This is a genomic window from Nocardioides carbamazepini (assembly GCF_024614185.1).
Taxonomy (GTDB): Bacteria; Actinomycetota; Actinomycetes; order Propionibacteriales; family Nocardioidaceae; genus Nocardioides; species Nocardioides carbamazepini.
Window position 1 is genome coordinate 257,293 of the sequence record NZ_JAHTLF010000008.1, and the last position, 24,556, is coordinate 281,848.

At 73.4% G+C, this 24,556-nt stretch carries 25 protein-coding genes and 1 pseudogene; 10 read left to right on the plus strand and 16 right to left on the minus strand.

The genetic code is table 11. The annotated features are described in order from the left end of the window. Nucleotides 1–3 precede the first annotated feature (3 nt). The gene (locus tag KVF89_RS03750; protein ID WP_257423486.1) at nt 4–1,263 is read left to right on the plus strand and encodes a DUF58 domain-containing protein; all 1,260 of its coding nucleotides are present in this window, start codon (nt 4–6) and stop codon (nt 1,261–1,263) included. Further along, on the plus strand, nt 1,260–3,623 hold the full coding sequence (locus KVF89_RS03755) for a transglutaminase TgpA family protein (protein WP_257423487.1): 2,364 nt from the start codon (nt 1,260–1,262) through the stop codon (nt 3,621–3,623). The genes KVF89_RS03750 and KVF89_RS03755 overlap by 4 nt, the downstream gene beginning before the upstream one ends. 188 nt (nt 3,624–3,811) lie before the next feature. Here the strand turns inward: KVF89_RS03755 and KVF89_RS30560 are convergent. The 7 genes and pseudogenes from KVF89_RS30560 to KVF89_RS03785 form a co-directional block, all read right to left on the minus strand. Further along, a pseudogene (locus KVF89_RS30560) lies at nt 3,812–3,979 on the minus strand (DUF5615 family PIN-like protein); the annotation flags it as partial. Then, entirely contained in the window at nt 3,976–4,305 is a 330-nt protein-coding gene (locus KVF89_RS03760; RefSeq protein ID WP_257423489.1) for a DUF433 domain-containing protein, read from the minus strand. The gene KVF89_RS03760 and the pseudogene KVF89_RS30560, both read right to left, overlap by 4 nt. Before the next feature lie 172 nt (nt 4,306–4,477). Further along, the gene (locus tag KVF89_RS03765) at nt 4,478–4,900 is read right to left on the minus strand and encodes an SCO2097 family morphological protein (RefSeq protein WP_257423491.1); all 423 of its coding nucleotides are present in this window, start codon (nt 4,898–4,900) and stop codon (nt 4,478–4,480) included. Nucleotides 4,901–5,038: 138 nt separating this feature from the next. Continuing rightward, nucleotides 5,039–6,244, minus strand: coding sequence for a DNA polymerase IV (dinB, locus tag KVF89_RS03770; protein ID WP_257423494.1), 1,206 nt, complete (start codon nt 6,242–6,244; stop codon nt 5,039–5,041). A gap of 60 nt (nt 6,245–6,304) precedes the next feature. Beyond that, nucleotides 6,305–7,021, minus strand: a complete 717-nt coding sequence (locus KVF89_RS03775) for a methyltransferase domain-containing protein (protein ID WP_257423495.1) — start codon at nt 7,019–7,021, stop codon at nt 6,305–6,307. A 47-nt stretch (nt 7,022–7,068) separates the two neighbouring features. Continuing rightward, entirely contained in the window at nt 7,069–7,527 is a 459-nt protein-coding gene (locus KVF89_RS03780) for an SAV_6107 family HEPN domain-containing protein (protein WP_257423496.1), read from the minus strand. A gap of 73 nt (nt 7,528–7,600) precedes the next feature. Further along, complete coding sequence (locus KVF89_RS03785; RefSeq protein ID WP_257423498.1) at nt 7,601–8,068, minus strand: hypothetical protein; 468 nt, start codon at nt 8,066–8,068, stop codon at nt 7,601–7,603. Nucleotides 8,069–8,114: 46 nt separating this feature from the next. Between KVF89_RS03785 and KVF89_RS03790 the strand changes: the two genes are divergently transcribed. After that, nucleotides 8,115–8,594, plus strand: coding sequence for a YbaK/EbsC family protein (locus KVF89_RS03790; protein ID WP_257423499.1), 480 nt, complete (start codon nt 8,115–8,117; stop codon nt 8,592–8,594). Nucleotides 8,595–8,602: 8 nt separating this feature from the next. Continuing rightward, nucleotides 8,603–9,919 carry a phytoene desaturase family protein gene (locus tag KVF89_RS03795; protein ID WP_257423501.1) on the plus strand — a complete coding sequence of 439 codons (1,317 nt, stop codon included), beginning with the start codon at nt 8,603–8,605 and terminating at the stop codon, nt 9,917–9,919. Between the two features lie 58 nt (nt 9,920–9,977). On the opposite strand, the gene metF is transcribed toward KVF89_RS03795, so the two are convergent. Then, nucleotides 9,978–10,868 (minus strand): methylenetetrahydrofolate reductase [NAD(P)H], encoded by an 891-nt coding sequence (gene metF, locus KVF89_RS03800; RefSeq protein ID WP_257423503.1) that lies wholly within the window; start codon nt 10,866–10,868, stop codon nt 9,978–9,980. Between the two features lie 75 nt (nt 10,869–10,943). Between metF and KVF89_RS03805 the strand changes: the two genes are divergently transcribed. Further along, complete coding sequence (locus KVF89_RS03805) at nt 10,944–12,032, plus strand: polyprenyl synthetase family protein (RefSeq protein ID WP_257423504.1); 1,089 nt, start codon at nt 10,944–10,946, stop codon at nt 12,030–12,032. Between the two features lie 3 nt (nt 12,033–12,035). On the opposite strand, the gene KVF89_RS03810 is transcribed toward KVF89_RS03805, so the two are convergent. The 3 genes from KVF89_RS03810 to KVF89_RS03820 form a co-directional block, all read right to left on the minus strand. Continuing rightward, a complete protein-coding gene (locus KVF89_RS03810) occupies nt 12,036–12,449 on the minus strand; it encodes a barstar family protein (protein ID WP_257423506.1) in 414 nt (137 codons plus the stop codon). 70 nt (nt 12,450–12,519) lie between these two features. Then, nucleotides 12,520–12,996, minus strand: coding sequence for a guanyl-specific ribonuclease (locus tag KVF89_RS03815; protein WP_257423508.1), 477 nt, complete (start codon nt 12,994–12,996; stop codon nt 12,520–12,522). A 19-nt stretch (nt 12,997–13,015) separates the two neighbouring features. Continuing rightward, the gene (locus KVF89_RS03820; protein ID WP_257423510.1) at nt 13,016–13,387 is read right to left on the minus strand and encodes an Rv2175c family DNA-binding protein; all 372 of its coding nucleotides are present in this window, start codon (nt 13,385–13,387) and stop codon (nt 13,016–13,018) included. 147 nt (nt 13,388–13,534) lie between these two features. On the opposite strand from KVF89_RS03820, the gene pknB reads away from it, so the two are divergent. The 3 genes from pknB to KVF89_RS03835 all read left to right on the plus strand — a co-directional run bounded on the left by pknB (nt 13,535) and on the right by KVF89_RS03835 (nt 17,300). Next, nucleotides 13,535–15,640, plus strand: a complete 2,106-nt coding sequence (gene pknB / locus KVF89_RS03825) for a Stk1 family PASTA domain-containing Ser/Thr kinase (RefSeq protein WP_257423512.1) — start codon at nt 13,535–13,537, stop codon at nt 15,638–15,640. A gap of 88 nt (nt 15,641–15,728) precedes the next feature. Beyond that, complete coding sequence (locus tag KVF89_RS03830) at nt 15,729–16,211, plus strand: SRPBCC family protein (RefSeq protein WP_257423514.1); 483 nt, start codon at nt 15,729–15,731, stop codon at nt 16,209–16,211. Between the two features lie 69 nt (nt 16,212–16,280). Continuing rightward, a complete protein-coding gene (locus KVF89_RS03835; protein ID WP_257423516.1) occupies nt 16,281–17,300 on the plus strand; it encodes an NADase-type glycan-binding domain-containing protein in 1,020 nt (339 codons plus the stop codon). A gap of 42 nt (nt 17,301–17,342) precedes the next feature. On the opposite strand, the gene KVF89_RS03840 is transcribed toward KVF89_RS03835, so the two are convergent. The 3 genes from KVF89_RS03840 to KVF89_RS03850 all read right to left on the minus strand — a co-directional run bounded on the left by KVF89_RS03840 (nt 17,343) and on the right by KVF89_RS03850 (nt 20,995). Next, on the minus strand, nt 17,343–18,680 hold the full coding sequence (locus KVF89_RS03840; protein ID WP_257423518.1) for a class II 3-deoxy-7-phosphoheptulonate synthase: 1,338 nt from the start codon (nt 18,678–18,680) through the stop codon (nt 17,343–17,345). Nucleotides 18,681–18,798: 118 nt separating this feature from the next. After that, nucleotides 18,799–20,253 (minus strand): APC family permease, encoded by a 1,455-nt coding sequence (locus KVF89_RS03845; RefSeq protein ID WP_257423520.1) that lies wholly within the window; start codon nt 20,251–20,253, stop codon nt 18,799–18,801. Nucleotides 20,254–20,296: 43 nt separating this feature from the next. Further along, nucleotides 20,297–20,995, minus strand: coding sequence for a nucleotidyltransferase domain-containing protein (locus tag KVF89_RS03850; protein WP_257423522.1), 699 nt, complete (start codon nt 20,993–20,995; stop codon nt 20,297–20,299). Between KVF89_RS03850 and KVF89_RS03855 the strand changes: the two genes are divergently transcribed. Continuing rightward, the gene (locus KVF89_RS03855; RefSeq protein ID WP_257423524.1) at nt 20,988–21,794 is read left to right on the plus strand and encodes an endonuclease/exonuclease/phosphatase family protein; all 807 of its coding nucleotides are present in this window, start codon (nt 20,988–20,990) and stop codon (nt 21,792–21,794) included. The genes KVF89_RS03850 and KVF89_RS03855 overlap by 8 nt on opposite strands. Here the strand turns inward: KVF89_RS03855 and KVF89_RS03860 are convergent. Continuing rightward, nucleotides 21,751–22,779: a 6-phosphofructokinase gene (locus KVF89_RS03860; RefSeq protein WP_257423526.1), complete on the minus strand. Its 1,029-nt coding sequence runs from the start codon at nt 22,777–22,779 to the stop codon at nt 21,751–21,753. The two genes, KVF89_RS03855 and KVF89_RS03860, sit on opposite strands and share 44 nt — an antisense overlap. Before the next feature lie 35 nt (nt 22,780–22,814). Between KVF89_RS03860 and KVF89_RS03865 the strand changes: the two genes are divergently transcribed. Next, a complete protein-coding gene (locus tag KVF89_RS03865) occupies nt 22,815–23,633 on the plus strand; it encodes a DUF1028 domain-containing protein (protein ID WP_257423528.1) in 819 nt (272 codons plus the stop codon). Between the two features lie 22 nt (nt 23,634–23,655). Here the strand turns inward: KVF89_RS03865 and KVF89_RS03870 are convergent, their stop codons facing one another. Further along, a complete protein-coding gene (locus KVF89_RS03870; RefSeq protein WP_257423530.1) occupies nt 23,656–24,546 on the minus strand; it encodes a hypothetical protein in 891 nt (296 codons plus the stop codon). Nucleotides 24,547–24,556 lie beyond the last annotated feature (10 nt).

The window sequence follows — 24,556 nt, forward strand, 5'->3', positions numbered from 1 at the left end:
CCGATGCGGCGACCTCTCTCCTCCCTGACGCTCCGCGGCCGCGCCTTCCTGGCGGCCGGCGCGACGGCGGTGGTGTGCGCGATCGGCTTCGGCCAGCCCGCGCTGACCCGCGTCGGGGTGCTCATGATGGCGCTGCCGCTGCTGGCGGCACTCGTCGTGAGCAGGCGCCGGCACGACCCCGAGGTCACCCGCGCGGTCTGGCCCCGCCTGCTGCGCGCCGGTGAGACGGCGCGGATCGACCTCACCATCTCCAGCGACCGCAAGCGGTCCGACGGCGCGCTGCTGGTCGAGGACACCGTCCCCTACGCCCTCGGCGGTCGCGCCCGGTTCGTGCTGCAGGGACTCGGCGGCGCGTGGGAGCGCACCGTGTCCTATCCCGTCCGGTCCGACATCCGGGGCAGGTATGTCGTCGGTCCGGTCGTCGCCCGCCTCGCGGATCCCTTCGGGCTGGTCGAGCGGCGCCGGCCGATCGGCGGCACCGCCCAGCTGACCGTCACCCCACGCGTCGTCCCCCTCCCCTCGATCCCGCTGACCGGAGGCTGGCAGGGCGCCGGCGAGCACCGCCCCCAGGCGTTCGCGTCCGGATCGGCGGAGGACGTCAGCGTCCGGGAGTACCGTCGCGGCGACGACCTGCGGCGGGTGCACTGGCGCAGCTCGGCCCGGCTCGGCGAGCTGATGGTGCGGCGCGAGGAGCAGCCCTGGGAGGCGCACGCGACCGTCCTGCTGGACAACCGGCGGCTCGCCCACCGCGGCCAGGGGCCGGCCTCCAGCCTCGAGCCGGCGGTCATCGCCGCCGCCTCGGTGGCCGTCCACCTGGAGCAGCACGGGTACGCCGTCCAGCTCTGCACCGCCGACGGGCTGGGAGGCAGCACGTCCGGTCCCGACAAGATCGGCGCCAGGACCCTCGGCGCCGAGCGGGCCCTGGAGCACCTTGCCGTGCTCGAGATGTCGCACCGCAGCACGCTCGACGTCACCTGGTCCGGAGAGCAGGCCCGTGGCGGCGTCGTGGTGGCCGTCCTCGGTGGGTTCCTCCCGGACGACACCGCTGCCCTGCGCCGGATCCGGCACGACGCCGGGGTCGCCCTGGCCCTCGTGCTCGATGTCGGCCAGTGGTCGCCGACCCGCGCGGGGCTCGGCGGCGACACCGCCACCCCGGTCACGTCCCTGGCCTGGCGGGCCACCGGACTGGGGCCGAGGGACCAGCTCGACGCGGCCTGGCGCGAGCTCGGCCGGGCTCCCGTGCGCGGGGGTGCGCGCGGATGACCCAGCCCCGGCTGAGCGAGCGTCGCGGACCGTTCGGACCGACGCTGCTGCTCGGCGTCCTCGCCGTCGTGACGACGTGGGCGGCGCTCACGGCGTGGCGCGGGTTCGTCGAGCTCCCCGGCACCTATCTCCGTCCGCTCGCGGTCCTCGCCGCGCTGCTCGCGGTCAGCGGCGCCGCGCTGCGCTGGCTCGGCATGCCACGCTGGCTCACCGCCCTCACCCAGACGGTGATCACCGTCCTGGTGGTCACGCGCCAGATCACCGGCTCCCTCCTGCCCACCGGTGACACGGTCACCGCGATCTGGCACGCCCTGGAGACGTCGGTCGACAGCGCGCGCCAGTACGCCGCTCCGATCGGCGACCAGGTCCCTCCGGTCTGGCCGCTGCTGCTCGTCGCCGGCGCCGCCGTCCTCCTGCTCGTGGAGACGCTGGCCTGCACGCTGCGCAAGGTGCCGGCCGCGGGACTCGGCCTGCTCGCGGTCTACGCGCTGCCGAGCGGGGTGCTCGACGGCGGACCGGACGTGTGGAGCTTCGTCGGCGCGGCCGGGGGCTTCCTCGTCCTCCTGCACCTCGACTCCCGCGACCACCTCCTGCGGTGGGGGCGCACGGTAGGCCCCGACGAGGACACGCTGTGGCGGGGCAACCCGATGCGGGAGGCGATGCGCGCCGGCGCGGGCCGGATCGGGGTCGGCGCGACCGCGATCGCCCTCGTCATCCCCGCGTTCCTCCCGACGGTGGGCGTGAACGTGCTCGATCTCGGGTCGGGCGGCGGCAACGGCGACATCCGGATCCGCAAGCCGATCGCCGACATGCGCCGCGACCTGGAGCGGGGCCGCGACCTGCCGCTCATCCAGGTCCGCACCGACGACCCCGCCCCGTCGTACCTCCGTGTCTCGGTGCTCAACCGCTACACCGGCGACGAGTGGAGCAGCGGCGACCGCGACGTCGCCCGGGACGACCGCGCCGACGGCGTGGTGGCGCGTCCTCCCGGCCTGTCGAGCGAGGTGCGGACCACGGAGTACGACTACGACGTCTCGATCACCGAGGACTTCGACTCGACCTGGCTGCCGACGCAGTACCCCGTCGCGGCCGTCGACGCTCCGGGCGACTGGCGCTTCGACCCCGCGACGATGGACTTCCTGGCCGCCGACGACGACCTCGACACCCGCGAGCTCGACTACACGATGACGGCGCTGCAGCCGGACTTCGGCACGCAGCGCGAGTTCTTCCGCGACTCCGCGGCCGACGACGTGTCCGAGGAGGTCCTCCAGCTGCCGGGCGCCGTGCCGCCCATCGTGCGGAACCTGGCCCGCGACGTCACCGGGGGCGCCGTCTCCGACTACGAGCGCGCCCTGCTGCTGCAGCGATGGTTCCGCCAGGACGGCGGGTTCACCTATGACCTGACCAGGGCCCCGGAGGGAACCGGCAACCAGACCCTGGAGGGCTTCCTCGCCCGCAACGGCCGGGTCGGCTACTGCGAGCAGTTCGCCTCCGCGATGGCGGTCATGGCGCGGACGCTCGGCATCCCCGCACGGGTCGCGGTCGGCTTCCTCGAGCCGGACCAGGTCGGTGACGGCCTGTGGGAGTACAGCAGCCACGACCTGCACGCCTGGCCGGAGCTGTACTTCGCCGGCTCGGGCTGGGTGCGCTTCGAGCCCACGCCCTCCGGGCGCGTGGCGGACGTGCCGGCCTACACGCGGGTCCCGGTCGACGGCGGCAGCGACGACCCCCGGGGCGGCCCGACGGCGGCGTCGTCCGCCGCACCCGGCGCGACCGCGACGGTCGCGCCCAGCACCGGGCCGGGGCGGCGCCCGGACATCGAGCGCGACGGGGGCAGCGCCACGTCCGCGGACGAGGGCGGCATCCCCACTCCCCTGCTGGTGGGCGGCCTCGTCGTCCTCGTGCTGTTGCTGCTCGGCGGTGCGGCCATCGGCGGTCCGGCGACGATCCGGGCACGAGCCCGGCGGCACCGGCTGGCCGGTTCGCCCGACGAGGTGTGGAGCGAGGTACGGGCGACGGCGCTCGACCTGGGCCGTGGCTGGCCCGACGGCCGCTCACCCCGGGAGGCCGGGCGCCTGCTCCTCGACCACCTCGGGGCGCCGAGCGACCCGACCGCCGAGCGTCCACGCACCGGTGCCGACGCCGCGCCCGAGGCGGCCGATGCGCTGGAGCGGCTGGTCCTCGCCGTCGAGCGGTCCCGCTACGCGCGCTCCGGAGCGGTGGCGACGCAGGAGCGCACCACCCTCGCCGAGGACGGTGCGCTCGTGGTCGCCGCGCTGGAGGCGGGCGTCAGCCGGCGGGCCCGGCGCCAGGCCCGGTGGATCCCGATCTCGATCTGGCGCCGGCCCGATGCCCGATAGTCAGCGCAGCGGCAGGTAGACGACCTGGCCGGACCATTCGCCGGCGTCGCTCGCTCCCACGATGGCCGCGAGCTCGTTGATCGCCGTACCGATGGACATGGTCGTAGGCAAGACGAAGACACCGGGCATCGGCAGGCCGGCGGCCACTCGTCGATGGCGAGGTCCGGCATGGTCCGAATGTCCTGTGTCACCAGCGCCCGTCCATCGTCTGCAGCCCACTGAAGGATGCTCGGATCATCCACGGTGCGGAGACCGACGTCCTGGACCCGCACGATGTCCACATCCTCGATGTGCCGTCGCAATCCTGCGACCAGCGAGCGGGCAATGTGCTCGTCGGCAACGAGCCGGACGATCACCTGTCCAGCCGCGCGAGGAGCTTGGCGCGCAGGCCCTCCGGCGGGTAGGACTCCTCGAGACGGGTCTGGAGCTCGGAGCCGAGCCGCAGCTGCTCACTCAGATAGGCCTCGACTTCAGCCCGATGCCGCAGGTAGTAGGAGAAGATCGCGTAGACATCGGCCAACGACACGATCTCGTAGTCGTCGTGGATCGCCTCGGGCGACTCGCCCCGCTTGAAGGCGGCTACCAGGATGTCGAGGGAGATCCTGGTGCCGGGCACCATGAGCCTGCCGGCCTGGTCTCGGACCAGCGGAACCGGCTCGGGTTCGATTGCCGCAGCCGTCATCGCGAAGGCACCTCCTGTGGTGACAGCTACCGGCACCTGCACCGATCGGGTCCGAGCGCTCGGCCGGCAGCGTGGCGGACGGCGGCGCAGCCGCATCGAGCGACGCCCGCGGTCCGAGCGCAGCGAGGACCGGGCGGCGAGCTCGATATCCGACACGCTCGGCCCGAAGGACTCAGAAGCCGCGGTCCTTGCGGCGGCGCCAGCGCGCCTGGAGGGTGTCCATGAAGCCCGAGGAACGGCCGTGTCCGTGACTGCGACCGCGACGACCGCCGTCGACGACGCCGAAGCCGGAGGGATGCGAGGAGACGTGCGGCGCGGCGCCCGGCCGCTGGCCCCGGAGCGAGCCGAGCAGGATGGTCGCGGAGGCGAGCATGATCAGGAAGCCCGCGACCCCGACGGGCCAGTAGCCGCTGACGGCCCCGCCCATCATGACCGTGACACCGACGGCGAAGACGACGCCGGCCAGGATGGCCCGGCGACGGGCCGCCTGCCGGAGGGTCGTGCCCCGCAGGGTGGACGCGAACTTGGGGTCCTCCTCGCTGAGGGCGCGCTCCATCTGCTCCAGCAGTCGCAGCTCCTCTTCCGAGAGTGGCACCGAATCCTCCGACACGTGTGAGGCGGTTCTCCGCCGATGACTCTTCCTCCAAGTGTAGGCAGGCATCTCCAGCGGGGGTAGGGCGTCCCCCGAAATTGTGCGGTCGGCCGCTCCGGGAGCGTGCCCGAGGATCAGGGGCTACAGCAGGCTGGCGCGGCGCACGGCCGCGTGACCGAACCGGTCGACGGCCCGGTCGACCGCGCGATCGGCGTCGATCCAGCCCGGGTCGCGATCCCCCAGCGCCAGCTGGCGGCCGTCCCCGGAACGCACGTGGCGCAGCCCCTCGACCCGGACGCCGACCAGCCGCACGGCCGCCGGACGGGGTCGCCGGGCGTCGAGGAGTCCGTCGAGCAGGGCGACCGCGACGGCGTACACCTCCTGGGTGACGTCGGTGCGCTCCGGCAGCGTCCGCGAGCGCTGGACGGTGGTGAAGTCGGAGTAGCGGACGGTGACCGTGACGGTCCGGCCGGTACGCCGCGCACCCCGGACCCGGGCCACGACCCGGGCGGTCAGCCGGAGCAGCTCGCGGCGCAGCGCCACCCGGTCGCGGATGTCGACCGCGAGCGTGTGCTGGGCGCCCATGCTGCCCTCCGGCTCACCCTCCCCGAATCCGAAGACACCGGCGCCACCGGCGACCAGCTCGGTGCGGTCCGTCCCCCACACCAGGGCATGCAGCCGGCCGCCCAGATGGCGACCGACCATCCGGCGGAGCAGGTCGACCGGGATGGCGGCGACGTCGCCGACGGTGATCAGGCCGAGCCGTTGCAGCCGCTGACGCGTGGCCTCGCCGACGCCGTAGAGGACACCGATGTCGAGCGGGTGCACCTCGGCGACGAACCGCTCCGGCCGGATCACCCGGACGCCGTCGGGCTTGGCCTGCCGGCTCGCGAGCTTGGCGACCGACACGGACGCGGCGATGCCGACCGAGCAGGTGATGCCGTGCTCGGCCCGCACCCGGGAGCGGAGTCGCTCGGCGATCGCCTCCGGCGGTCCGAACAGCCGGACCGCGCCACGGACGTCGAGGAAGGCCTCGTCGAGCGAGGTCACCTCGACGACCGGCGTGATCGTGCGGAAGGTCTCCATGATCGCCTTGGAGACCGGCGTGAGCAGGCCGAAGTCGGGCGCCATGGTGACGGCGTCGGGGCAGAGCCGAGCCGCCTCGGCGCCCGGCATCCCGGAGCGGATGCCGTAGCCGCGGGCCGGGTAGTTGGCCGACAGGACGACGCCGCGATGCCCGCCGCCGACGACGACCGGGACGTGCTGGAGCTCGGGGCGGTCGCGGATCATCACAGACGCGTAGAACGCGTCCATGTCGACATGGAGGATCGGACAGGCGACGGTCACGGCCCGCCCCAGGACCGGGCGGAGCCTGCCACGCGCGGGGCGGAGCCTGCCGCGCGGACGTCAGGACGCGGCGTGCGCCAGGACGTGGAGCTGCGTGGCCAGCGGGAGGTACTCCGGGCGGCGCGCGACCGCACGCTCCAGCTCGACGAGGGCCGCGGCCGCACCCGGCTCCTGGTCGACGAGCGCGGAGGGCACCAGGTCGGCGAAGACCCGGACGGCATGGACCGACGCCGCGGCGAAGCCGTGCTCGGCGAGCAGCTCGCCGATCTCGTCGGCGGTGAACCGGCGGCCGGTGCGAGCGTCCATCGGAGCGCGGTCGTCGAGCAGGGCCCGCGCCTGCTGGAAGTGCCCGGCCATGGCTCGGGTGATGACGGCGGCGTGCCGCTGGCCGACCACCAGGCTGAGCAGCCCGCCCGGCCGGAGCACCTGACCGATCCGGTCCAGTGCGAGCACGGGATCGACGACCTCGAGCACGCCGTGGCACAGGACCACGTCGGCGCTGCCGGCGCCGACCACGTCGACCAGGTCGGTGACGTCGCCCTGCAGCCCGGAGACCTCGACGCCGACCTCCTGAGCGCGTCGCCCGAGAGCCGCCAGGGCGTCCGGGCTCGGGTCGACGACGCGGACCCGATGGCCGGACTCGGCCAGCCGCACGGCGAACCCACCGGTGCCGCCGCCCAGGTCCACGACCTCGCGGGGTCCACCCGCAAGCGCGGACTCCAGGGCGTCCCACACGACCGCGGTGCGGACCGAACCACGCTGCTCGCGAGAGGCCATGTGCCGAACATTAGTGGCTGCCAGGACTCAGGGCGCCAGGCGCTCCGTCACCCGACCGCGAGACCGGCGAGCTGCTCGCCGAGCGGGACGTGGGGCGTCAGGCCGAGGGCCTGCTCGACCAGGGCGAGGAACCGGTCGGCGTCACGGACCAGGTCATCGGCCTCGCGCTCGCTCGCCGCCCGCGCGGAGCCGGCCTCGGCGGCCGCGCGCTTGGCGGCTCCGGCAGCGAAGAAGGCGGCCCACTCGGACAGCTCGGGGGCGACCTCCGCCAGCAGCACCCAGGCGTTGCGCTGGGCGCGGCGCCGGCCCGACGTGGGCCGGGCCCGCGCGGCCAGCAGCGCGGCCGCGGCGCGCAACGCGGCGACGTGCGCACAGGCGTAGCGGGTGGCGACGTCGCGGGCCGCCACCGCCTCGCTCAGGGATTCTGCCGACCGGATCAGGTAGTTGTGGGTGGTCGCCGGCAGCGCATGCGGGCTGACCGTGAAGGGGGCGAACTGCTGGGCCACGGCGTCTTCTCCTTCGGATGGCTTCGAACATCTGTTCGAATAAGCCGAAGGTACACCCCGGGTCCGACACGACTCAAGAGTCGACGCGCTCCGCGCCCCGGCCGGCGTCCCGGACGTACCGCTGGCTCTGCGGATGCCACAGGAAGACCAGCGTCACCGCACCGATCACGGCGGCGGCGATCGCCATCCCGTCGACCATCGTCGGTGGGTCGGTGCGGACCGTGGCGACCGCGACCAGGATCACGCCGACCACGATCGCGGCCAACGCCTGCCGCGCCCAGTCGTAGCCGGTCCGGAAGAGCGCGATCAGGGTCGCCGCCAGGACCGCGGTGACGCCGTACAGGACCAGGATCACGGGGACGAACTCGACCGGCTGGACCGTGCTGTCGCCGACCTGCATCGGCGACCAGACGCTGCCGAGGTCGTCACGCCGGGCGACGACGAGCACGCACACCAGCAGGCCGGCCGCGACCAGGAACCACAACAGCCAGCACGCGATCACGACGGCGGGCGGCCGGGCCTGCTGCTCGGTCTCGGGCATGCTTCCTCCAGTCCGTGGGTGGGTCGTGCTCGGTAGGGTCATCCCCATGTCGGCCGAGCATCCCTCGATCACCCGGTTCCGCGACGAGCACCAGCGCCGGGGCGGAACCGGCGAGATCGTCATTCTGCCCGACTCGGTCCACACCGCCGCACTCGCCGCCGAGGCACTCGGCTGCGAGGTGGGGGCGATCGCCAACAGTCTGCTCTTCGACGCCGAGGCCACACCGGTCCTCGTCCTCACCTCGGGCGCGCACCGGGTGGACACCGCACTCGTCCGCGCGACCATCGGCGGCCCCGAGTTGCGCCGGGCCCAGCCCGACTTCGTCCGCGAGCACACCGGCCAGGTGATCGGCGGGGTCTCCCCCATCGGCCACCCCGCCCCGGTGCCGACCTATCTCGACTCCTGGCTGCGGCGCCACGACGTCGTCTGGGCCGCGGCCGGCCACCCCGCGGCGGTCTTCTCGACGACCTACGACGAGCTGCTCGAGCTCACGGGTGCCACTCCGATCGACGTCGCCAGGGACTGAGGGACCGCATGTCACGGATCGTCGTCGTCGGCGGCGGCCTCGCCGGCATGGCCGCGGCCGCACGGCTGGCCAAGCTCGGCCACGAGGTGGCCCTGCTGGAGGCCTCCCACCAGCTCGGCGGCGCGATGGCGCCCGTCGAGCGCGACGGCCACGTCTGGGACGCCGGGCCGGCGACGACCCTGCTGCCGGCCACGCTGCGCGACCTGTTCCGCAAGTCGGGGCGCCCGCTGGAGAAGGAGCTGGGGACCGACCTCGAGCCGCTCCCGGTCCTGCGCGAGCACCGGTTCGCCGACGGCACGTCGGTGCGGCTCCCGGGCGGCTCCCGGGCCGAGCAGATGGCGGCGTTCGACGAGCTGGGGTCCGGACTCGGCGCGAAGTGGACCGAGCACGTCGACATCTACGGGCCGGTGTGGGACGTGCTGCGCCGCCACTACGTGGAGGTGCCCTGGGACCCGCGCACCAAGGGCGCCGTCCCCAAGGAGCTGGACGGGCTGTTCGACATCCGCGAGACGCTGTACAAGCGGCTGCGGCACGCCTTCCGGGACGAGCGGCTGGCGCTGGTCGCCGGGCACCCGGCCGTCGCCGAGGGGCACGACCTGCGCAATGTGCCGTCCTGGGTCGGAGTCACCGCGTTCCTCGAGCAGCGCTTCGGCGGCTGGCGGGTCCCCGGCGGGATGGGCCGGATCGTCGGCCTGCTCGCGGCCCGCCTCGAGACCCGCGGGGTGCAGCTCCGCACCCGGACCGAGGTGGCGGACCTGGTCGTGCGCGAGGGCCGCGTGGCCGCCGTGCGTACGTCGGAGGGCGACGCCGAGGCCGACGTGGTGGTGGTGGCCATCGACCCGCGTCGGCTGCCCACCCTGGCGTCGTACGTCGACAAGACGATGCCCGCGATCCCGCCGGTGGTGGCGCACGTCGGCCTCACCGGCGACCTGCCCGACGTCCCCCACGAGCTGGTGATCCACGAGGAGCCGCTGCTCACCGTCCGGACCGGCGGGATCGCGCCCGACGGCGGCGCAGCCTGGACCATCCACGGCCGCGGCAAGATCGCCGAGGACCTCCTCGACGCGCTGGCGCGGCACAAGATCGACATCCGCGAGAACGTCGTGACCCGGGTCGACCTCTCCCCGCGGGACCAGGTCGAGCAGTGGCGCGGCTCGCCGATGGGCGTGCTCTGGCAGGGCCGGGGCACCGTCCGGCGCCGGCTCGGTCCCTCCACGCCCCTCGCGGGCGTGTACGCCGCCGGCGCGCACACCGCTCCGGGGGCCGGGGTGCCGTTCGTGACCCAGTCCGCCGCCCTGGTCGCCCAGCTGATCGGCCCGGCCTGAGTTCGCTGGTGGGCGGCACCGCGGCGCGAGGAACAGCGACGCGCTCACGCCATCAGACTCAGACCGTGATCTGCAGGGCCTCGAAGATCTCCAGCGTCGCCTTGGAGCGGTTCAGCGTGTAGAAGTGCAGGCCCGGCGCGCCGCCGGCGAGCAGCTCGTCACACAGCTCGGCGGCCACCGTGATGCCCTCGGCCCGGACGGCGGCGGGGTCACCGTCGTAGGCACTGATCCGGGCGACGATGTCGTCGGGCACGCTGGTGCCGATCAGCTCGCCCTGGCGGCGGATGGCGGCCAGGTTCAGGATCGGCATGATGCCCGGCAGGATCGGGATGTCGACACCGCGGTCGCGGACCCGCTCGACCAGCGCGAAGTAGTCGGACGCGCGGAAGAACATCTGGGTGACGGCGAACTCGGCGCCCGCCCGGGCCTTGGCGACGAGCACGTCGGCGTCGGCGTCGAGCGACTCCGCGGACGGGTGCCCCTCGGGGAAGGCGGCGATGCCGACCCGGAAGTCGCCGCGCGATCGCGCCAGCTCGACCAGCTCGACCGCGTAGTTGAGTCCGCCGCCGGTCGGGGTCCAGTCGGCGCGCGGCCCCTCCTGCGGGTCGCCGCGCAGCGCCATGACGTGGCTGACGCCCTCGGCGACGTAGGAGTCGAGGATGCCCTCGAGCTCCTCGCGGGTGTGGCCGACGCAGGTCAGGTGCGCCATCGGGATGATCGAGGTCTCCCGCGCGATCCGGCCGGTGATGGCGACGGTCTTGTCCCGGGTGCTGCCCCCGGCGCCGTAGGTCACCGACACGAAGCTCGGACGGTAGGGCTCGAGCGCGCGGATCGCGTCCCAGAGCTGGGCCTCGCCCGCCTCGTCCTTGGGGGGGAAGAACTCGAAGGAGAACGAACGGCCGCCCTCGCGGATGATCTCGCCGAGGGAGCGCCCAGCACCGGTGGTCATGGGCGCAGTTTAGGTGCCTGGACGGGGGCGGGGCCGGGCATCTCGCCGATCTCGGGTGTCACTAGGCTCACTCGGGTGACACAGCAGGCGTGGGACCCGACCGCATTCCGGACCGAGGTCCAGGCCACCCTCGACGCGTTCCTGGCCGACCAGGCCACCCGGCTGACGCCGCTCGGCGGCGATGCCGCGCGGCTGCTGTCCGAGGCGCGGGTGACCGTCACCGGCGGCAAGCGCTTCCGGGCGGCGTTCTGCCACTGGGGGTACGCCGCGCTCGCGGGCGCGCCGGCGGGCGGCGACGCCGACGCGGTGCGACGGGCGGCGGCCGCGCTCGAGCTGCTCCACGCCAGCGCGCTCGTCCATGACGACCTGATGGACGCCTCCGACACCCGCCGCGGCCGCTCCGCGACCCACCGCACCTTCGAGCGCGCGCACCGCGCGGACGGCTGGCGCGGCGACCCCGAGCAGTACGGCGCCGCGGCCGCGATCCTGCTCGGCGACCTGCTGCTGTCCTGGTCCGACGAGCTCCTGCGCCGTTGCGGACTGGGCTGGGACCGGGTCGGGCCCGCCCTCGAGGTGTTCGACCTGTGCCGCTCCGAGGTGATCGCCGGCCAGTTCCTGGACGTGTCGGTGCAGGCCCGCGGCCGGGCCGACGTCGCGCAGGCGATGACCGTGTTGCGCTACAAGTCCGCGAAGTACTCCATCGAGCGGCCGATCCACGTCGGCGCCGCGCTTGCCGGGGCCGACGCGGCCACCCTGGACCGGCTCAGCGCCTTCGGCCTCCCGCTCGGCGAGGCGTTCCAGCTGCGCGACGACCTGCTCGGCGTGTTCGGCGACCCCGCCGCGACCGGGAAGCCCGCGGGCGACGACCTCGTCGAGGGCAAGCGGACGGTGCTCGTCGCGCTCGCCCTCGCGAAGGCCGCCCCCGCCGACGCCGAGCGGCTCGACGCCGCCCTCGGCACGGCCCTCACCGAGGCGGAGGTCGCCGACCTGCGCGCGATCATCGACGGCTGCGGCGCGCGCGCCGAGGTCGAGACGATGATCGACGACCTCGCCAGCCAGGCGGTCGACGCCCTCCGCCGCGGCCAGGCCGAGGCGGGTTGGGACGCCGAGGCGTGCCGGGCGCTCGAGCAGCTCGCCGCCGCGGCGACCCGCCGGACCCGCTGAGCCCTACGCCAGCAGCGGTACGACGTCGACCGGGCCGGGGCCGCGCAACAGCACCTCGAGGGCCGGATCGGCCAGGGCGCGCCGGCCGAGCACGTCGGTCACGACGCCGAACCACCGCGGCTGCGCGCGAGCGAAGCCGGACCACGCGTCCCACAGCAGCACGGTGCGACCGGGCAGGTCGCGCAGGCAGTCGTTGAGGGCGTCCAGGTTGGCGCCGTAGTGGTCCGGGAACGCCAGCGCGCTCCCGATCACCCGCAGTACGTCGGCGCGGTCCTCGAGACCGGCCCCGTCGACGTACCCGAAGCCCCAGTCGGCACGCTCGACCGCGTGCCGCACCACGGCGACGTCGAGCGCCGACTCCCACCGGTGGACGCCGGGCGTGTGGCGTCCGGCCAGGACCGCCGCGAGACCGCTCATCTCCGGGGTCCCCGCGACGTTGTGTGCTGGAGGAGCGAGGCGGGGGAAGCGCAGAACTTCGTGGGGTGGTTCATCCGCTCTCCCAGATCCGCTCGAAGGACTCGTAGTGGTCCGCGGTCCAGTAGAGCTCACCGCCGTCGCCGGCGATGATCCGCCGGGCGCCGCGGTGGTCGAGGCCGGGCGTGCCGACGGTGTACTCCGCGTAGTAGCCCCGGGCCCGGTCCGGCAGCAGGCCCTCGAGGTTCCCGAAGGTCGAGCCGTCCTTGCCGGGGTACGGGAACGGTCCGCCGGCCGCGATCAGCTCGACTGTCTCCGCCGCCTCCCGCGGAAGGGTGCGGAGCGCCACATAGGGGACGCCGTCCTCGTCGGCCTCCGGCATCTGCTCGTGCGTGGCGGTCGGCGAGGATGCCGCGCTCGCGGGGTCCGTGGTGCGCGAGGACGCCGGGTCGTCGGCGCCACGGGACTGCAGCCACCACACGCCGACCAGCAGGACCACGGTGACGACCGTGGAGACGACCTGGGTCGTCCGGCGGCTCAGGCGGGGCACGACGGGCTCGGTCCGGCCTTCAGAGCGCGAGCGCCTGCGCGCGACGCTTGACCTCGGCACCGCGGTTCTCGCGCAGCGCGTCGATCGGGCGGCCGGGCAGGTCGGCGTCGAGGAAGATCCAGGCGATGCACTCGCGGTCGTCGAAGCCGTTGTCGTGGAGGACGGTCAGCAGGCCCGGGAGGCCCTTGACCGGCTCACCGTCGACGAGGAAGAGTGCCGGGATCCCTTGCGGGCGGCCGGCGCCGGGCTTCGCCGCGGCGAGCTCGTGGTCGCGCACCATGGTGCGCACCTTGGCAGCGGTGACGCCGATCTCGGCGGCGGCCTGGTCCCAGTCCAGCCAGTCCTCGACGAGGGCGGCGAGGTCGTGGTCGGCCAGTCGCGGTTCGCTCATGGGACCATCCTCTCCCACCGGCCGCCCGGGTGGCGGCCCGGATCCGTCCCTCGGCGTGGCTGCGGTCTGACGTGGCCCCTCCCCGTACCATGGTCGTTCCGGTCACTTCCCCGGCCGGGCCAGAAGAACATGCACAGGAGGGTCGCTGTGCACGAAGACCAGCGCGTTCGTGGCGCCGCCGCCGCGCGCCGTGGCGACCCCTCGCCGGGCCGATCGCCGCGGGTGGAGGACCATCAGTACGGCCGCCTGCTCGACGGGCGGTACCGGATCGGCGTCCGGATCGCCCGCGGTGGCATGGCCAGCGTCTACGAGGCCGTCGACACCCGGCTGGACCGCACGGTCGCGGTCAAGATCATGCATCCCGGTCTCGGCGATGCGACGACGCACGAGGACGAGTCGTTCGCGCGCCGGTTCGTGAGCGAGGCCAAGGCCGCCGCCCGGCTCTCCCATCCGCACGTGGTGGCCGTGTTCGACCAGGGCCGCGACGACAGCGACGGCACCGTCTACCTCGTCATGGAGTACGTCCCGGGCCACACCCTGCGCGACACCATCGGCAAGGAGGCACCGATGGTGCCGGAGCGCGCGCTGGCGCTGCTCGACCCGATCCTCTCCGCGCTCGGAGCCGCCCACCGCGCGGGCCTGATCCACCGCGACGTGAAGCCCGAGAACGTCCTCATCGCCACCGATCCCCCTTCGGGTGCGACCCGGATCAAGGTCGCCGACTTCGGCCTGGCCAAGGCGGTCAGCGCCGACACGCAGCACACCGCGACCAACGGCGTCCTCATCGGCACGGTGTCCTATCTCGCCCCCGAGCTGGTCGTCGAGCAGCGGGCCGACGCCCGCGCCGACGTGTACGCCGCCGGCGTGATCCTGTTCGAGCTGCTGACCGGCACCAAGCCCCACACCGGGGAGACGCCGATCGCGGTGGCCTACCGCCACGTCCACGAGGACGTGCCGCGTCCGTCGACGGTGGTGCCGGGGATCCCCGACTACGTCGACGCGCTCGTGATCCGGGCGACCACCCGCGACGCCAGCCTGCGCCCGGCTGACGCCACGGTCCTGCTGCATCACGTGCGCAGGGTCGCCCAGGCGCTCCACGACGGCGTCCGCGAGGACCCGGAGCTGGTGGCCGACCTGCTGCCCGCGGCCCGCGTGGTCGAACCCGACTCCCCCATCGGCGTCGGCGGCGACACGACCCCGGAGCCGGTGAGCTCGCTGTGGGAGGGTCTGCCCGACCTGGTCGCCGAGCAGCCACCCGCGCAGCGGGCCGCCGTCCGTCCGCCACCGCCGCCGGCATCGCACGAACAGACCTCGGTCATCGCCGAGCAGCCCGCCGCGCCGCCGAGGAGGAAGCGGCGCCGCAGGCGCATCGCGCTCGCGCTGGTCCTCGTCGTGCTCGCGGCCGCCATCGGCGGCACGGCGTGGTGGGTCGGCTGGGGCCGCTTCACCACGACGCCCGGCGTGGTCGGCCTCGAGCGGGCCGCCGCCCAGGCCGAGCTCGAGAAGGCCGGACTGAGCGTCACGGTCGGCGACGAGGTCTACTCCGAGAGCGTCGAGAAGGGCGTGGTCATCTCCACCGACCCCCGACCGGGCGATCGGATCCTGCCCGACGGGGAGGTGGCCCTGACCGTCTCCCTCGGCAAGGAGCGCTATGACGTCCCCGACCTCACCGGCAAGACCGTCGCCGAGGCGGAGGCCGCCCTCGCGGAGGTGAGGTTCGTCGCCGGCCAGCCCGTCGAGCGCTGGTCGGAGACCGTCGAGGCCGGCCGCGTGATCCAGAGCCAGCCCGCCTTCGGCACCCCCGAGGCGGCCGCCCTGCCCGTCGGCACCTCGGTGACCCTGGTGGTCTCCAAGGGCCGCAAGCCGATCACGGTCCGCAGCTTCGTCGGCAAGGACGCCGACAAGGCGACCCAGGCGCTGGAGAAGAAGGGCCTGAAGGTCGAGGTCACCGAGGAGAGGTACAGCGACGACGTCGCCGAGGGCAGGATCATCAGCCAGTCCCCCGACTCCGGCACCCTCTTCAAGAGCGACACGGTCCAGCTCGTCGTGTCGAAGGGCCCCGAGCTCGTCACGGTGCCCTCGGTCCGGCTCAAGTCGACCGACGACGCCGTCGCCCTGCTGGAGGGCCTGGGGCTCGTCGTGAAGATCGAGCGTGCTGACATCTACATCAACGGCAGCGTGGCCTGGAGCACCAGCCCCGGCGGCGGCAGCAAGGTGCGCAAGGGCAGCACCGTCGTCCTCGACGTCGTCTGACCGCCACGCGGTCCGGCAGGTGGGACTGGTCAACCGGGGCGGACAGGCGCACCATGGACGTGGGGGGACCCAACCCTACGGAGTCGACATGGCCGGTCACATCATCCACGTGCATGCCACCATCCCTGCTCCGCCGGAGCAGGTCTGGGACGTCATCACCGACATCGCCCACGCTGACGACGTGCTGCGCAGCGTCAGCGGGACCGAGGTCCTCACCGAGGGCGGGTACGCCGTCGGCACCGCCTGGCGCGAGCGCCGCACCCTGTTCGGGCACCACGGCCCGGAGGAGCTCCAGGTGGTCGAGTCCGAGCCGCCACGCCGTACCGTCGTCGAGGCCGAGGTCGGCAACGACGTGATCCGCACCGCCTACCGCCTCACCCCGTCCGACCCGGACGCGACGGGCACCCGGCTGGCGATGACGACCACGGTGGAGATGAGCCACCGGTCCGCGCTGTCGCGCGCCCTGTGGGCGATGTTCGGGGGGTTCAGCTACGACCGCACCCGCAAGGTCCTCGAGCACGACCTGGAGGACATCGAGGCCGAGGCGTGCCGGCGGGCGACCTCGGCCTGATCCGCGAGATCCGCGTGATCCTCCGGTTCTGACACGTCGCGGGGCCCTCGGGGTACGGTGAGCCCCGCGATGACCACCCCGACGCACTGCACCAGCTGTGGGCACGAGCTCGGGGTCGGCCGGTTCTGCACGAACTGCGGGCAGCCCGTACCCGGCCGGCACCCCGAGGCCGCGCCCGCTGCGAGCGCGCCCGTGGTGCCCCCGCCGACCGGCCAGCTGCCGCCGGCCGCGCGCTATCCGCTGTATGCCGAGGCACCGACCACCCGCCCCGGTCCCCCGCCGGCCCCGGTCACCCAGACCGCTCCGGCGCCCCCGGCACCGGCCCCGTACGCTCCGCCTCCAGGCACCGCTCCCACGCGCGACCGGTCCGCCATGCCGTGGCTGCCGTGGGCGATCGGCGTGGTGATGCTCGCCCTGGTCGCCGGCATCGGCGCCTTCCTCCTGGTCGGCGCGGCTGCCGACGACGACGGCGACCGCGCCGACGACGACCGCACCGGGGCGGCGTCGGCGCAGCGCACGGACGACGCCGAGCCGACCGGTCCGGACGCGTCCGACGAGCCGCGGCCCGACAGCACCGGCACGGCCGGTCCCATCGACGAGCCCGACCCCGGTGACGTCTCCGATCTCACGTCGTCGGCGAGCGCCGAGGTCCCGGCCACGGCACCCGGGTCCCGCGACCGGCAGAACCGTCCGGTGACGTACGACGCCGAGAACATGCTCGACCGCCGCCCGCGCACCGCCTGGCGGATGCCGGGCGACGGCACCGGCGCGACCGTCGTGTTCGATCTCGGCGAGGAGTCCGTGCTGACCGAGGTCGGGCTGGTCAACGGCTACGCCAAGATCGACGGCGCGGACAACTGGTACCTCGGCAACCGCCGGATCCGCGTCGTGCAGTGGGAGTTCGACGACGGCACCCGGATCACCCAGGAGCTCACCGACCGGCGCCCGATGCAGACCCTGGCCGTCGGACCGGTGGCGACGAGGAGGATCGTGCTGCACCTGGTCGAGGTGACGCCCCCGGGCACGGGGCCGGCCGGCCGCGACTTCACCGCGATCAGCGACGTCCGCTTCCGCGGGGCTCCCGCCTGACCTGATCGGCCACGGATTCAGGCTCCGGGCAGCCCGGGCAGCTCAGCGCTTCTGGAGCATGTTGGCGACCTGGAAGGCCATCTCCAGCGACTGCACCCGGTTGAGGCGCGGGTCCACGACCGACTCGTAGCGGTGGGCCAGGCCCTGCTCGTCGAGCTCCTCGCCACCGCCGACGATCTCGGTGACGTCGTCACCGGTGTTCTCGACGAGGATGCCGGCCGGGACGGTGCCGAGCGCGCGGTGGACGTCGAAGAAGCCCTGCACCTCGTCGAGCACGTCCTCGAAGCGTCGCGTCTTGTAGCCGTTGGACGTCTCGAAGGTGTTGCCGTGCATCGCGTCGCAGACCCAGGCCACGTCGACACCCTCGGCGGTGACCTTCTCGACCAGCGCCGGCAGCCCGTCACGGATCTTGGCCGCGCCGAAGCGGGTGATGAAGGTGAGCCGGCCGGGCTCGTTGGCCGGGTTCAGCTTGGCGGCCAGCGCGAGCGCGTCGTCCGCGGTGGCGTTGGGGCCGAGCTTGCAGCCGATCGGGTTGCTGATGTGACGGAAGTACTCGACGTGCGCGCCGTCGAGCTGCCGGGTGCGCTCGCCGATCCAGACCATGTGGCCCGAGACGTTGTAGGGCTTCTCGGTGCGCGAGTCGATGCGGGTCATGGCGTGCTCGTACTCCAGCAGCAGTGCCTCGTGCGAGGAGTAGAAGTCGACCCGGTGGAACTCCTCGGGGTCGGCGCCGATGGCCTGCATGAAGGTCAGCGCGCGGTCGATCTCGGCTGCCATCGCCTCGTAGTGCTGGCCGACCGGGCTGTTGCGGACGAACTCGGAGTTCCAGGTGTGGACCTGGCGCAGGTCGGCGTAGCCGCCGGTGGTGAACGCCCGCACGAGGTTCAGCGTGGACGCCGACGAGTGGTAGACGTCGAGCAGCCGCTGCGGGTCGGGCCGGCGCGACTCGGGAGTGAACTCGAAGCCGTTGACCGCGTCGCCGCGGTAGGCCGGCAGGGTCAGCTCGCCGCGGGTCTCGGTGTCGGAGGAGCGGGGCTTGGCGTACTGGCCCGCGAGCCGGCCCACCTTCACGACGGGCACGGACGCGGCGTAGGTCAGCACCACCGCCATCTGGAGCAGCACCCGCAGCTTGTTGCGGGTGTTGTCGGCGGTGGCGCCGACGAAGGTCTCCGCGCAGTCGCCGCCCTGCAGCAGGAACGCCTCTCCCCGGCTGGCCGCGGCGATCTTCGCCTTCAGCTCGTCACACTCGCCAGCGAAGACCAGCGGAGGCAGCGTGCGCAGTCGCTCGACGATCGCGGCGAGAGCCGCGGGGTCGTCGTACGACGGCTGCTGCTTCGCTCCGATGGCGTGCAACTGCTCGAGGGACGGGAGGGTGCTCACCCCCCAAGGGTACGGCGCCCGCCGCGCGGCCGCCGAGTCGGCGCCTGCCCGTGGGACGGGTGACCCGGCAGCACAGGCCGTGCGGCAGCCGGCCGCTCGGCCGCTCGGCCCAACAAAGTCAGTCGTCCGAAGGATCGATGTCCATGTGCTCGATGTCGGCGAAGTGACCGCCCTCGGGCTTGTAGAAGAGCCGGGTGAGGATCCACAGCACGATGCCGATGCCGAGCAGGCCCGCGGCGATCTTGTACTGGATCATGTCGGCCTCCAGCCGGGCCCAGGGACCGAGCAGGTAGGCGCAGAGGATCGCGCCCAGGATCGGGACGATCGTCGGCGCCCGGAACCCGTTCGGCCGGGTCGGCTCGCGGCGCAGGACCAGGCAGGAGATGTTGACGATGGTGAAGACCGCCAGCAGGAGCAGCGCCGTCGTGCCGGACAGGGAGCCGACGATCGTGCTCTCGGAGCCGAGCCGCACGTAGGTGATCAGGCCGAGGGCGAGCAGCGTGGTGAACCCGATCGCGACGTAGGGCGAGCGCCGTCCCGGCAGCACCTTGCCGAGCACCGGCGGCAGCACCTGCTGGCGCGCCATGCCGTAGATCAGCCGGCTCGCCATGAGCATGTTGATCAGCGCGGTGTTGGCGACGGCGAAGACCGTCATGAACGGGAAGAAGTCGTCGATCGGCAGGTCCGGCGTGCCGATCTTGACGACGTCGATGAGGATCCCCGCCTCGGCGTTGGTCGGCGCACCGATCTGGTCAGCCGGGATCACCGCCACCACCGAGATCGCGACCAGCATGTAGATGATCACCGCGATGCCGAGACCCGTGAGCATCATCCGCGGGAAGATCCGCTCCGGTTCCTTGGTCTCCTCGACCATGTTGACCGAGTCCTCGAAGCCGACCATCGAGAAGAAGGCGATCGCCGTGGCGATCGTGACCGCCATGAACAGGCCCTTGTCGTCGGGGCTCTCGAAGACGGTGACCCGGTCGAGGTCGCCGTCGCCCTTGCCGATCACCCAGACACCGATGCCGATCACGATCGCGAGCGCGGCCATCTCGATCATGGTGAGCACGACGTTGAACTTCACGCTCTCGCCGACGCCGCGCAGGTTGATCAGCGCGAGGACCAGCATGAACCCCAGCGCCACCGCGAGCACGAGACCCTTGCTGGGCGCGTCGTTGCCCAGGCCGATCAGCAGGTTCGAGGCGAGCAGTCCGGACGAGGTCGAGGCGCTGGTGATGCCCGAGCAGACCACGGTGAAGGCGACCAGGAAGGTCACGAAGTGGACGCCGAACGCCTTGTGCGCGTAGAGCGCCGCACCCGCGGCCTGCGGGTGCTTGGTGACCAGCTCGAGGTAGGAGTAGGCCGTCAGCGTGGCGATCGCGAAGGCCACCAGGAAGGGCAGCCAGGCGACGCCGCCGACCTGACCGGCGAGGCGTCCGGTCACGGCGTAGACGCCCGCGCCGAGGATGTCGCCGACGATGAAGAGGAGCAGCAGGCCGGGCCCGAGCACCCGCTTCAGCTCCGGTTGGCCGTGCCCGCCCTGCGTGGTCGCTCCGGTGGTCTCCGTGGACATCTGCGTCCTTCCTCTCCCGAGGTGGAAAGTGACTCCTCGGGCTTCACCTTCGCGCAGGCCGCTCCGAATGGGAAGCATTTGCCCGGGGTGGCGGCATGTCGGGATCGCGGCGCGGCGCGACGTCCAAGGCGTCGAGGAGCCCGAGGAACGCACGGGCGAACGGATTGCCGGCCGTGGCCGACGCCACCGCTCTCCAGTCCACCTGCTCGCGCACCGCACGGGCCACGGGAAGCACGGTGGTGAAGTCGCACGCGTGCTCCTCCAGGGAGGCGAGCTTGTCGGTCATCAGCACGGTCGCCGACAGCACGGGCATCCGGACGGACTCCACCTCGATCTCGTCGGCGTCACCGAAGCGGGACCGCTGGATCGGCTCGTTGCGGACCCGGAAGATGATGTCGACCATCGCCCCGTCGACGAAGACCTTGAACAGCCAGTCCTCCGGCGGCTGCACGACGTCGAGACCGCTCTCGACCAGGACGTCCTCGATCCGCGGGGCATCCTCCTCGGCGATCATGAAGTCGACGTCGTGGTCCGGCTCCGGTCCGCCGCGCGCCCACAGGCCGTAGCTCCCGGCCAACGCGAACGGCACACCGGCCTCCTTCAGCAAGACCGCGACCAGCTTGAGCGCCTCCCGCAGGTGGCCGGAGCCCACCGCACCCTCCCGTGACTCGTCCACGCCGGAGAGGTACCCGCCCGCCTGGCTGACATGCGGCACTCGGGGTACCGCTGCGGCGATGCGCATCGTGACCTTCAACATCCTCGGCGGCCGCACCCAGCACGACGCCGAGGTCGACGTGGCCGTGCTGCAGCAGGCGATCGCCCACCTCGACCCGGACGTGCTGGCCCTGCAGGAGGTCGACCACCTGCTCCAGCGGTCGGGTCACGCCGACCTCACCGCCCTCGCAGCCGAGGCCATGGGCGCGACCGACCATCGCTTCGTCGCCGCACTCGCGGGCAGCCCCGGCGCGACCTGGACAGCCGCGACCGGCGACGAGCAGCCGCACGACGCGGCCTACGGCATCGCGCTGTTGAGCCGGCTGCCGGTCACCGGCTGGCAGGTGATCCGCCTCCCGGCCGTGCCGGCACCGGTCCCGATGCGGTTCCCCGGTCGGCTGGGACCGACCTGGGTGCGCGACGAGCCGCGTGTCGCCGTGAGCGCGAGCCTGACGACGGCGGAGGGCCCGTTCACCGTCACCACCACCCACCTGTCCTTCATCCGGTGGTGGAACCGACGACAGCTGGTCCGCCTGATGCGCTCGCTCTCCGGCGCCTCCCGGCCGCTCGTGCTGACCGGCGACCTCAACATGGGCCTGCCCCGGGCGGCCCGGATCAGCGGTCTCACGCCCCTTGCCGAGCACCCGACCTTCCCCGCCGACCGGCCGCGTGAGCAGCTGGACCACGTCCTGGCCGACCCGCCGCTCGCGGCCCGGTCGACCGCGCGCCGGATGGCGCTGTCGGACCACCGGGCGCTGATCGTCGACCTCGAGCCGGCCGAGGTCAGCCGAAGAAGACCTGCGCCTCGGCGTACTCCCGCGGGCTGACCAGCTTCAGCGCGCCGGTCCCCTCGACCAGCGGGACACGCACGATCGAGGTGCCGCGCAGGGCCATCATCACGCCGTACTCGCCGTCGGCGACGGCGTCGATGGCCTGCAGCCCGAACCGCGTGGCCAACCAGCGGTCGAACGCCGAGGGCGTGCCGCCCCGCTGGATGTGCCCGAGGACGACGGCGCGGGCCTCCTTGCCGGTGCGCCGCTCGATCTCGTGGGCGAGGCGGTCACCGATGCCGCCCAGACGGACATGCCCGAAGGCGTCCTTCTCGCCGCTGACGAGGGTCATGCCGGTGCCGTCGGCGGGGACGGCACCCTCGGAGACGACGATGATCGGGGCGTACTCGCTGCGGAACCGGGTCTCGACGTGCGCGCAGACCGCCTCGATGTCGAAGGGGGCCTCGGGGATCAGCACGGCGCTCGCTCCCCCGGCGATGCCGGCGTGGAGGGCGATCCAGCCTGCGTGCCGGCCCATCACCTCGACCACGAGCACGCGGTGGTGCGACTCGGCGGTCGTGTGCAGCCGGTCGATGGCCTCGGTCGCGATGTTGACCGCGGTGTCGAAGCCGAAGGTGAAGTCGGTGCCGGAGAGGTCGTTGTCGATGGTCTTGGGGACACCGACCACGGCCACCCCGAGCTCCGCCAGCCTCGTCGCCACGCCGAGCGTGTCCTCGCCGCCGATAGCGACCAGGGCATCGACACCCGCCGCGGCGAGGTTGTCCGTGATCCGCTCGACACCCCCCTCCACGGCGAAGGGGTTGGTCCGCGACGAGCCCAGGATCGTGCCGCCACGCGGCAGGATGCCGCGGCACTGCTCGATGCCCAGTGGCATCGTGACGCCCTCGAGAGGACCGCGCCAGCCGTCGCGGAAGCCGACGAACTCGAAGCCGTGCCCGTTCACCCCCTTGCGCACCACAGCCCGGATCACGGCGTTCAGTCCCGGGCAGTCTCCGCCCCCGGTCAGCACTCCAACGCGCATACCGCCAACCTACGTCGGACCCTAGGCTGCAGGCCATGACCTTCTCGATCGTGGCCCGGTCCGCCGACGGCGACAGCTGGGGCGTGGCCGTCGCCTCCAAGTTCCTGGCGGTCGGCTCGGCCGTCCCCGCCGCCGTCGCGGGTGTCGGCGCCGTCGCGACCCAGGCCGACGCCAATGTCGCCTACAAGGGCCTCGCCCTCTCCCATCTCGACGAGGGTGCGACCGCCCCGATCGCGCTGCAGCGACTGCTCGAGGAGGACGACGGCCGAGCGCACCGCCAGGTCGGCGTCGTCGACCTCGACGGCACCGCCGCCACCCACACCGGCGCCGAGTGCATCCCCTGGGCCGGCGGACTGACCGGCGCGGGGTACGCGATCCAGGGCAACTGCCTCGCCGGGTCCGAGGTGGTCGAGGCGATGGAGGCGGCCTGGCTCGGCAGCGACCCCGACACCCCGCTGCAGGACCGACTGCTGGCCGCTCTCGCCGCGGGCGACGCGAGCGGCGGCGACCGCCGCGGACGCCAGTCCGCGGCGATCCTCGTGGTCCGCGACGGCGCCGGATACGGCGGTCTCGACGACGTCGCGGTCGACCTGCGCGTCGACGACCACACGGCACCGATCGACGAGCTGACCCGGCTTCTCGACCTCCACGACCTGTACCTGACCGCCTCCGCCGAGCACGAGCAGGTCGCCGTCGACGACACTCTGCGCGCCGAGCTGGAGGCCTTCGCCACCGCCGCCGGTCATCACGACTTCCGCACCTGGGTCGGCACCGAGAACTACGAGATGCGCGTCGCCGCCGACCTGACCTGGATCGACCGGCGGGTGCTCGCGATCGTGCGCGGGGACGGCTGAGGCAAGGCCCCGGCTCGGCGCCTCAGCCCAGCCGGTCGAGTGCCGCCTGCGCGGCATCGCGCTCGGCCGTGGCGGTGCGCAGGTCGGCGGCGGCGCCGTCGCGGACCTCCTCCGCCTCGGCGAGCTCCTCCTCCAGCGCCTCGGACTGCTCCTCGAGATCGGCGAGGCGACGGCGCAGCTCGTCGGTCTCCGCCTCCAGCTGCAGCGACCGGGCGGACAGGCGCTCGATCTCGTCCGACGCGTCCGCGTGGGTGGCCCGCGCGGCGCCGTACTCCTCCTCGGCGGCGGCGAGACGCTCTTCGGCCGCAGCGATCGCCTTGGCCGCCCGGTCGGGATCCGGCACCAGGTGCAGGTCAGGCGGGCCCGGGCGGGGCGCCTCGCGCGGGGTGGCGCTGAAGCCGAGGGCCGCCGGAACCGCGACGGCGCTCGCCAGGTCGTCGGCATCCATCGGCTCGATGCCGGTGGTCCGCAGGCCGCTGACGAGCAGTCCGCTGCGCACCGCGCGACCGCACTCGGCGTCGACCATCGCGGCCGTGAGTGCGGCCTCGACCTGCTCCGCGACGGCCTCGGTGACGCGCAGGCCCTCCTCGGCGGCGATCCGGCGGGCCTGCGTGGTCACGGCGGCCGTGACCTGACGGCGCTGCCTCGTCAACGCCCGCAGCTCACCGGCGGACATCGCCTCCTGTGCCTCGCGCAGGGCGGCTCCGACGCTGAGCACCTGGTCGATCTGCGCCGCCTCGCGGCGCACCAGCAGGTTGACCACCCAGGCGGCCGTGCTGGGCTTGCGGAGCGCCTTGACCTGGGCGGCCAGCGGGGTGCCCTTGAGCTCCTTGACGCGCGCGTCGCGTGCCGGCGTGAACTCGGCGAGCGGCAGCGCGTACAGCTCGTCGGCGATCTCCAGCAGGTCAGCCACGCTCGGATCC